This window comes from Streptococcus pseudopneumoniae, assembly GCF_001073085.1.
In the GTDB taxonomy this organism is placed as follows: Bacteria; Bacillota; Bacilli; order Lactobacillales; family Streptococcaceae; genus Streptococcus; species Streptococcus pseudopneumoniae_M.
Map to the genome: position 1 here is coordinate 24,188 of NZ_JVFV01000014.1, position 8,738 is coordinate 32,925.

An 8,738-nucleotide genomic window follows, 5' to 3' on the forward strand; every position below is an offset into this window, starting at 1 on the left:
TTGTAAGATACGGAACAGTTTGTTCAAAGTGTCCATATGACTGCTCAAGATCGTCGCATTACCAAGACTCGAAAATCTATCTATACTGCTTTTTTACAATTACTAAATCAAAAAAGCTTTGAAACGATTACCGTTCAGGAGATAATAGACCTAGCAGATGTCGGGCGTTCCACCTTTTATAGCCATTATGAAAGTAAAGAATTACTCCTAGACGAGCTCTGTCGTTATCTCTTTCATCATCTTTTTGAACGTGAGGAAAATATATCTACAGAAGCTTATTTGTCTCATATCTTTTCGCATTTTAAGAAAAATCAAGACCATATCACCAGCCTCCTTTTCTCAAAAAATGACTACTTCCTCCGTCAATTACAGAAAGAGCTAGAACATCATGTTTACCCCATGGTAGCAGAGGACTTGCATGCTTCTTATCCTACTATTCCTGCTTCCTATCTCAAACACTATGTTGTAACTAACTTTATCGAAACATTGACCTGGTGGCTGAAAAAGGGAAAATCGAATACGGAAGACCAAGTCGTGAGATTTTACTTAGATGTCTTAAAGATGAAGTAGCAAACACAACTATAGATTTCATACCCACTCAAAAGAAAAATACCAGTCGACATTTTATCATTCAAATATTCCATTCACCATGAATATTTTGCCTCTACTTTCTACTTACTAATCTGATCAAACTATGTTTTTTAAGCCAGTAAATTCACTAAAAAAATTCTAAGACAAAAAGTCTTAGAATTTTTTATCGTAACCAACTTTCGTCTAACTGGCCTTTACTTTTGCTAAAAACTTTCCCATGTTCATCAATAACAGCATGAATCTCTTGGCATTGTTTGAGAGTAAGTCCTTCCAATACGTTACAATAAACAGCCTGCATTTCATTATAGGTATCAAAATTTCCAAATCCTAATCGTCGAAAAAGTCTTCTAGCATATTCATCCGAAATAAAAACTGAACGATCAAAAAGATATAGTAAAAGTGCATCTGCAGTCTCTGGTCCAATCCCTTTTAACTCCAAAAGTTGCTTCCGTAAATCTTCTGTTCCAATCCTAGCAAGAACCTCAAAACCACCATTTTCTCTTAACCAGATTAGAAGTCCCCTAATCGTTTGAGACTTTTGCTTAAAAAATCCAGCAGGTCGAATACGTTCCTGTAAATCTTCTAGTGATAACCCTAGGATACCCTCTACTGTCATGACATCCATAAGACCAGCTAAAGCCAACTTAGCATTTTTCTCAGATGTTCGCTGGATAAGAATAGTAGATACCAGATCTTCAAGCTTGTTATCCGATTGCCACCAATTTTGTTCTCCATAGTGCTTACAGAGTCGCAAAAGAGTCTCTTGTATTTCTTCTTGCCTCATCATTTCTTCAATAATCCCTGTTCCACCAAGAAATCATGTGCAACAGTATAAGCATCCTTACCATCAATACCAACCTGATAGTTCATCTGACTCATCTGGCTCTCGGTGATTTTACCAGCTAGTTTATTGAGGACTGCTTCCAACTCAGGATGTTTTTTGAGTAATTCAGCTCTCATGAGTGGGGCACCTTGATATGGCGGGAAGAGTTGTTTATCATCCTCCAAAACCACTAAATCATAGCGAGCAATTTCAGCATCTGTTGAGTAAGCATCTGTAATTTGAATGTCCCCTGACTGGATGGCTTGGTAGCGAAGAGCTGGCTCCATGGTTGCCACATTGAGATTCAATCCATAAACAGACTGCAAGCCCTTGTTTCCATCCTCACGGTCATTAAACTCCAGAGTGAATCCCGCCTTGAGCTGTCCTTCTACTTTTTTCAAGTCTGAAATCGTCTTAAGCCCATATTCTTGCGCAATTTTTTTAGGAACTGCTATAGCATAAGTATTTTGATAAGCCATGGGTTTAAGAAAGGCTAGTTGATCCTGTTTGGCAATACCATCACGAGCCACCTCGTAAACCTTTTCTGGGTCATGCCCAATTTGTGGAGATGATTGGAGGAGACTCTCCGTCACTGTTCCAGAAAATTCTGGATAAATATCAATATCTCCTTTTTTCAGTGCTTGGTAAAGGAAATCTGTCTTCCCAAAGTTAGGTTTGACCGTCACCGTCATATCCGTATTTTCCTCGATGAGAAGCTTATACATATTCATCAGAATTTCTGGCTCAGGTCCCAGCTTCCCTGCAATGACGAGATTGTCTTTCTCTTTGTTAGGGATCATGTTTGGAGCATAACTAGCTCCCAAACCAAGGACCATGACAGCAAAGGCCGCAACAATCGTACGCAACTTTGCCTTTTCCAACCATTTGAGAATGACATTAAAGAGAATGGCCAAGATGGCTGATGAGATTGCTCCGATTAAAATGAGACTAGCATTCCGACGATCAATTCCCAAAAGGATAAAGGATCCCAAGCCTCCAGCTCCAACAAGAGCGGCTAGAGTCGCTGTCCCAATGATCATAACGGTCGCTGTACGAACCCCCGATACAATGACAGGCATGGCCAGTGGAATTTCAAACTTCTTGAGTCGCTCCAACTTGGTCATTCCAAAAGCAATTCCTGCCTCCTCAAGACTAGGATCAATGCCGTTCAAGGCTGTGATTGTGTTTTCTAAAATCGGGAAAATAGCATAAATAACTAGAGCCGTGAGGGCTGGTAAGGTTCCAATCCCCATGAAAGGAATAAAGAGCCCCAACAAAGCCATTGAGGGAATGGTCTGGAAGACACCCGCAACTTGTAGCACCCAGGTCGCTGCTTTTTTGTGACCATTTAGATAAACCGCAAGTGGGATGGTCAGAAAAATAGCGACCAATAAGGTCAAAAGCGATAATTGTAAGTGTTGACCAAGAGCGGTTAACCATTCCCCAAAACGCTCTTGAAAGGTTGAAATCAAATTAGACATGAAGGCTACCTCCAAACAAGTTCGCTACAAATTCTGTCGCAGGCGCTTGTAAAATTGTTTCAGGTTCTGCTACCTGGCGAATTTCTCCATCCTGTAAAACAGCAATTCGATCCCCTAATTTTAAAGCCTCATCCGTATCATGAGTAACGAAAATAGTTGTCATACCGAACTCCTTGTGCAAGTCTTTGGTGAGAGCTTGCAACTGCTTGCGGGAGATAGCATCCAAAGCTGAGAAGGGCTCATCCATCAGCAAGATTTTTGGTTCCCCAATGATAGCCCGCACAATCCCAATCCGCTGTTGCTCCCCACCAGATAACTCGCTTGGTAAACGATGAGCATAATCTGCAGCAGGTAGGCCAACCTTGTTCAAGAGTTCTTCTGTTTTAGAGGCGATTTGTTCCTTTCTCCAACCCTTCATCTCAGGAATCAATGCTATATTTTCAGCAACTGTCAAGTTAGGAAAAAGGGCAATGGCCTGAAGGACATAGCCGGTACTGAGACGTAACTCCCGTTCATCATAGTCCTTGATGCGTTTCCCATCCATATAAATATTGCCATCTGTCGGCTCCAAGAGACGGTTCACCAACTTGATCATGGTGGTCTTTCCAGATCCTGAAGGACCCACTAGCACCATGAATTCTCCATTTTCAATGCGGAGATTGACATCTTTTAAAATGTCCTTATCCGTGTAGCGCAAGGCTACATGTTTGTATTCAATCATTTAGTCTTCCTCATTTTTCACAATAACTTTGCCAAAAGAATAGCTTCCTTCCAGATAAGCATGCGCTTCCTGAATTTGGTCAATCTTATAAATCTTTTCAGGCCCTACATCCACATGGTAACGCTCGACAAAGTCTACCAATTCCTGAAGCTTGTCTTGAGACACATTGGCAGAAGCAAAGGTCGTCAAGTAGAGATTGCGAGAGAGCATCTCGATTGGATCAAAGTCTGGAACAGTCCACTGACCACCCAGTAGGCCACAAGAACAGATAATCCCACCTTCTGCTGTCCGCGCAAAAGTATCGAGAATAGCGCTGGGACCAACAAGATCCAAAACCTTATCGAACTGCTCTTTCGTGTGCAAGACACCGTACTTGTCCAAAATCACCTGATCAAATCCGACTGCCTTCAATTGGTCTTCCTTAGCTAAATTTCGGCTAGTTCCTGCTAGGTGAATCTTAGGAAATTTTCCTTTAAGCAGTTTAGCAAAAGCAATTCCTACACCACTGGTTGCTCCGCGGACTAACACGCTATCTTTCTCCTCAATCTTAAGATTGAGAAAAGAGCCAAATGCCGTGTAATAGGTTTCAGGTAGTGCGATCAAGCTTTCCAAATCAAGTTCTGTCTTGATCGGATAAATTTGTTCATTTGGAAGAAGTGTATACTCTGCATAACCTCCATCAAAGGCTCGCCCCATCTCTCCCATAATGGAAATGATTTGTTGTCCAATCTTCAAATCCGGTCGTGTCGTTTCTTCCACAAGACCGACACACTCAATCCCTAATACACGAGGAAATTTCACAGATGGTGATTGTCCCTTACGGGTAAAAATTTCACTATGATTGATGCCAAATCCTTGGATTTTCACTAGGGTCCAACCTGCCTTCAGGACTGGTTTAGGTCGTTCGACAACTTCTAATACCTCCGGTCCACCTGGAGTGCTTACAACAACTGCTCTCATAATGTATTCCTTTTTAAAATTTCCCACTATTGGTCAAGGCTTCTACCTTAGGCATAACTTCCTTATTATCCCAATGTTCAACAATTTTCCCATTTTCTAAACGGAAGATATCGTATTGAGCATAGGCAACGCCATCAATCAATACCTGACCATAACTCACTGCAAAATTTCCTTGAGTCAAGAGTTGGAAAACAAAGTCATAGGCCACATGGTGCTCGCGTACGTAATCCTTATAAGCTTGACTCCATTGCCCAATCTCATGATTATGCTGAATCACATCCTCTGCTACAAAGTCTTCCCATTGATCGAGCTCCTTGTTTTGGAAAATTTCTGTCAAGAAACGACGGACCAGCTTTTTATTTTCCGCTGACTTGTCCAAGTCCTTGATTTCAAAATCTCCAAAGATCTGATCGAGTTGCTCATTTTCAGGTGTACGATAGTAGTCAATAACATCCCAATGCTCAACGATACGAGCATTTTCATCTGCACAGAAAGTATCTGTCGTCACCCATTGGGCTTCTCCACCGTTTAGGTACTGGTGCACATGAACAAAAACCAGATTGCCATCTTCAATGGTACGAACAATCTTGATTTCACGTTCTGGATGGCGCTTGATAAAATCTGCAAAAAAAGTAGCGAATCCTTCTTTCCCATCCGGCACTCCTGTCGAGTGTTGGATATAGGTATCCCCTACTGAGCTTGCTTGCGCTTCTGCTACACGGCCATCTTGAATAGCACGAATATATAGATTTTGTGCATTTTGTGCTTGAATGGACATGATTTATTCCTCGTTTTCTTTTTTCTTTAAATTAGTGATAATACGCTCTTGATAAGCTTCAAATTCCTGGATTTCTTGATCCGAAAATCCTTGGTAGAAAATTTCACCTAACTCTTTACTGACACGGTCTCCAATTTCTTTTTGCGTCCAACCGAGATCTGTCAAAGAGATATATTTTTTTCTTTTATCCTGTGTACAAGGCTTAATCGTAACCAAACCCTGTTCTTCTAATTTCTTAACCATACTGGTCAGCGTATTGTTTGCCAGACCTGTCGCAAGAGCAATATCAGTTGCGGTAGCACAACCCAACTCTTGCTTCCACAAGATTGTTAAAATTTTTCCCTGCTCACTTCTGTATTGGGCATCTGGTTCCTTGCTCAAGAGTTTTTGAAAGATACGCCCATTCAACAATCGAATCTGTAGAGCTTGGTAGCCCCCTAACATCTTGTCCATTTTGTCTCCTTTACTTCTATATCGAACTTTCTGAATTTATTGTAAGATTTTTCATTACATCTGTCAACTATTTCGATATAGAAATAACAAAAAACTTCCTACCCAAAAGTAGAAAGTCATCATTTTTATAAAATTATACATGAATCACATCTGAAGCATTCCTCTTAAAGAAACTACTATGGACCAGATAAGGACCATACTTAGAATTTTGACTAGAAACCAAGCATAAAGGAATGATAAAAATTTTTATAAAGTAGAGTAAGCAAAAAAGTAAAAAATAACTAAAACTAAGAGTTTTTAAATCAAGAAAGTAAAGATAAAATAAAAGTAAAGCATTTAATAGAATATTAAATCCCGTAGCAAAACTAGCCGATAAGATATTCGTCTTGATCTGAGAATTAAAGAGTTTGACAAGAAACAAGGCTAATAAAGAAGTGTTATAGATACAAATCGGTTTATAATTATTACGATAGAAAACTAAACATTTATTGTTATAAAAAGCAAGCCCTCTGCTAAAATTACTTGCTTTGTTAATCCAAACATGGGAAACTCCACTGATATCACTCCAAGGAACAAATAAATCTAACCTTCTAATGTATATCCCATCCTGAGTAATATAAAATTTCCAAGGAAAAAGAAAATTAATACCAATACCAACGAAAATTAATAAAACAAAGGAATACCCTAACTGTGTTTGATGAAAGTTAAAGACGTAATCAAAGATAGTAACTGTTTGAATTCCTCGACCAACAATTTGATGAGCACCCAAAAGATATAAAATAACTATAAAAAGAACAAATCTATAATAAATACTACGAAACTTCACACTTTTTGGCATAGAAATTATTCTCCCGGATTATAGAATCATCATCAAATAATGCTTTACGTTCTTATATAACACTAGTATACCATTAAATACTCAAAGAATATAAAAATGAAAGAAGAGATTTTAAAAAATAGAGCTTGGCCTTGACCAAACTCTTCATTTTTCTACTCTTCCTCAACTAAGCGTTTAAACTCTGCTTGGATCTCTGTATTCTCTGTCGGTTTTAAGTACATAACCCCACCATTTGTTGTTGGAGAATGAAAAACAATCGCTTCCCCAGTATCAGTTATCGCAAAAAAGTAGCTATGCACGTCTGGGTATTTATCCCAGTTACTATAGCGTTCCACAATTCGATACTTAGCATTTCCTAAACCTGTATCCGTGTATTCGGCATTCATTTTTTCGCTTGGTCCATCTCCAAAGGTATAGAGATTATCTGCACCAACATCACCACCAGAAATTCCCTTTTTGTAATTTGGTTGACCAAGTCTTTCACCCCATCCTTTAATGAAGGCTTCTAATTTTGCAGATTTGCTTGCATTCCAAGGAGCTTTTTGTTTCTCCTCGGAGATAGAAGAGCTAGTCGAAGTTTCAAATTTCTGCCAATCAAAACCTCTTAGATCAATTTGATCAGATTCAGTTTTTCCAAAATTAGATCCAATATAATTAGATTCTATTTGAAATTCTTTTTCCTGAAGTTTACTAGCCCCCTTTTGCTTTTCATTTAACTTATAAAGAGTTCCATAACCTTTACCAGTTCCTGACGACCAACTTAATTCAAGAATCTCCCCACCTTGATAAATAATTGTCGCATTCCTAGCTCCACCATGTCCTGCAGCAAAACCTTCTGCTAAAAGCACAGGTTTACCTTCTTGTATAGAGTACACTCCAGTTAAAAAGTATTTTCCACTTAAATTAAGATCCGCTACAAGTAACTCCACAACGTCATCATCATTTAAATCAACAAAAGAGTAACACATATCATCTGAACGATTTATAGCATTTTCAATAGACCAACTATTGATAGGACGTTCAGTAGCTTTTAAACTTTGATAAAGATTTGAAATTGCAGTTGAATCATTAGAAGTAGAAAATATTTTTTGGTAATCATCAAAAACTGACTTGTACAAATCTTTATAATCTTTCTTAGACTCCCCAGACTTTATCTCATTACTAGTAGTTGAAGTAGATAAACTAGTATCTTTACTAGAAACCTCAGAATTTTGATTACTACAACCAACTGTAAAAAAACTAAATATAAGAATAAACAGACTTCCTACTATACTTCTATTCCCCATAAAAATCTCCTCTTGAAATGAATGGTGACCATAGCTTTGCCTACATTATATCAAATATTTTAGAGTTTCGGTAAAATAAAAAATCTTATATATACAAATACTAAGTAAATAAGTTCTATAATTCTTACATTAGATACACCTTCGATAAATCCTATAGATCAAAACATATTGTAGAAAAGGCCAATAGGACCTATAAAGAAAAGAGATTAACCATTATTTAAAGGTAATTTGTAATATAATTAAATTATAATAGAAACTTACAGGAAAATAAAGAAAAGAACATTAACACATCGAAAGACTAAAATAGAAATGCAGATAGAATCTAGGAAAAAGACTACAAAATCACTAAAAAAACTTAAATATTCGGTTAGTTTAATAACATTAAACCTAGAAACTTCCTAAGAGTGAAACAAAAAGAGTAAATCATTTTGTTTCACTCCAGATTGTAACAATGCATCGCCCTACCATAGTTATCAAAAAGCCTAAATTTTACAGTCAAAAACACAAAAAAAGAGCTAAGAAGCTCTAATTACGGAGAATAAGGGATTCGAACCCTTGCGCCAGTTACCCGACCTAACGATTTAGCAAACCGTCCTCTTCAGCCTCTTGAGTAATTCTCCTACTAATGGGCACGAGTGGACTCGAACCACCGACCTCACGCTTATCAGGCGTGCGCTCTAACCACCTGAGCTACGCGCCCAAGTTAAATAACTTGGTAAATGAACTATATGTTCAAAGCGGGTGACGAGAATCGAACTCGCGACAACAGCTTGGAAGGCTGTAGTTTTACCACTAAACTACACCCGC

Annotated in this window: 9 protein-coding genes and 3 tRNA genes; 1 reads left to right on the forward strand and 11 read right to left on the reverse strand. The window is 38.3% G+C overall.

The window, feature by feature from the left end; translation table 11 throughout:
- Positions 1–36 precede the first annotated feature (36 nt).
- Positions 37–570, forward strand: a complete 534-nt coding sequence (locus ADH90_RS03140; RefSeq protein ID WP_049529929.1) for a TetR/AcrR family transcriptional regulator — start codon at positions 37–39, stop codon at positions 568–570.
- Between the two features lie 184 nt (positions 571–754).
- On the opposite strand, the gene ADH90_RS03145 is transcribed toward ADH90_RS03140, so the two are convergent.
- The 11 genes from ADH90_RS03145 to ADH90_RS03195 form a co-directional block, all read right to left on the reverse strand.
- Positions 755–1,378: an endonuclease III domain-containing protein gene (locus tag ADH90_RS03145; RefSeq protein WP_049529930.1), complete on the reverse strand. Its 624-nt coding sequence runs from the start codon at positions 1,376–1,378 to the stop codon at positions 755–757.
- Positions 1,375–2,895, reverse strand: a complete 1,521-nt coding sequence (locus ADH90_RS03150; RefSeq protein ID WP_049529931.1) for an ABC transporter permease/substrate-binding protein — start codon at positions 2,893–2,895, stop codon at positions 1,375–1,377. The genes ADH90_RS03145 and ADH90_RS03150 overlap by 4 nt, the downstream gene beginning before the upstream one ends.
- Positions 2,888–3,616: an ABC transporter ATP-binding protein gene (locus tag ADH90_RS03155; protein ID WP_049529932.1), complete on the reverse strand. Its 729-nt coding sequence runs from the start codon at positions 3,614–3,616 to the stop codon at positions 2,888–2,890. The genes ADH90_RS03150 and ADH90_RS03155 overlap by 8 nt, the downstream gene beginning before the upstream one ends.
- On the reverse strand, positions 3,617–4,576 hold the full coding sequence (locus tag ADH90_RS03160; RefSeq protein ID WP_049529933.1) for a zinc-binding dehydrogenase: 960 nt from the start codon (positions 4,574–4,576) through the stop codon (positions 3,617–3,619).
- 13 nt (positions 4,577–4,589) lie between these two features.
- Positions 4,590–5,354 carry a nuclear transport factor 2 family protein gene (locus ADH90_RS03165; RefSeq protein ID WP_049529934.1) on the reverse strand — a complete coding sequence of 255 codons (765 nt, stop codon included), beginning with the start codon at positions 5,352–5,354 and terminating at the stop codon, positions 4,590–4,592.
- 3 nt (positions 5,355–5,357) lie between these two features.
- A complete protein-coding gene (locus ADH90_RS03170; protein ID WP_049529935.1) occupies positions 5,358–5,807 on the reverse strand; it encodes a MarR family winged helix-turn-helix transcriptional regulator in 450 nt (149 codons plus the stop codon).
- Between the two features lie 133 nt (positions 5,808–5,940).
- Complete coding sequence (locus tag ADH90_RS03175; protein ID WP_049529936.1) at positions 5,941–6,645, reverse strand: hypothetical protein; 705 nt, start codon at positions 6,643–6,645, stop codon at positions 5,941–5,943.
- Between the two features lie 152 nt (positions 6,646–6,797).
- Positions 6,798–7,931: a DUF4767 domain-containing protein gene (locus ADH90_RS03180; RefSeq protein WP_049529937.1), complete on the reverse strand. Its 1,134-nt coding sequence runs from the start codon at positions 7,929–7,931 to the stop codon at positions 6,798–6,800.
- A gap of 532 nt (positions 7,932–8,463) precedes the next feature.
- Positions 8,464–8,551 (reverse strand) — tRNA-Ser (locus ADH90_RS03185).
- Between the two features lie 6 nt (positions 8,552–8,557).
- A tRNA-Ile gene (locus tag ADH90_RS03190) sits at positions 8,558–8,631 on the reverse strand.
- Positions 8,632–8,667: 36 nt separating this feature from the next.
- Positions 8,668–8,738 (reverse strand) — tRNA-Gly (locus ADH90_RS03195).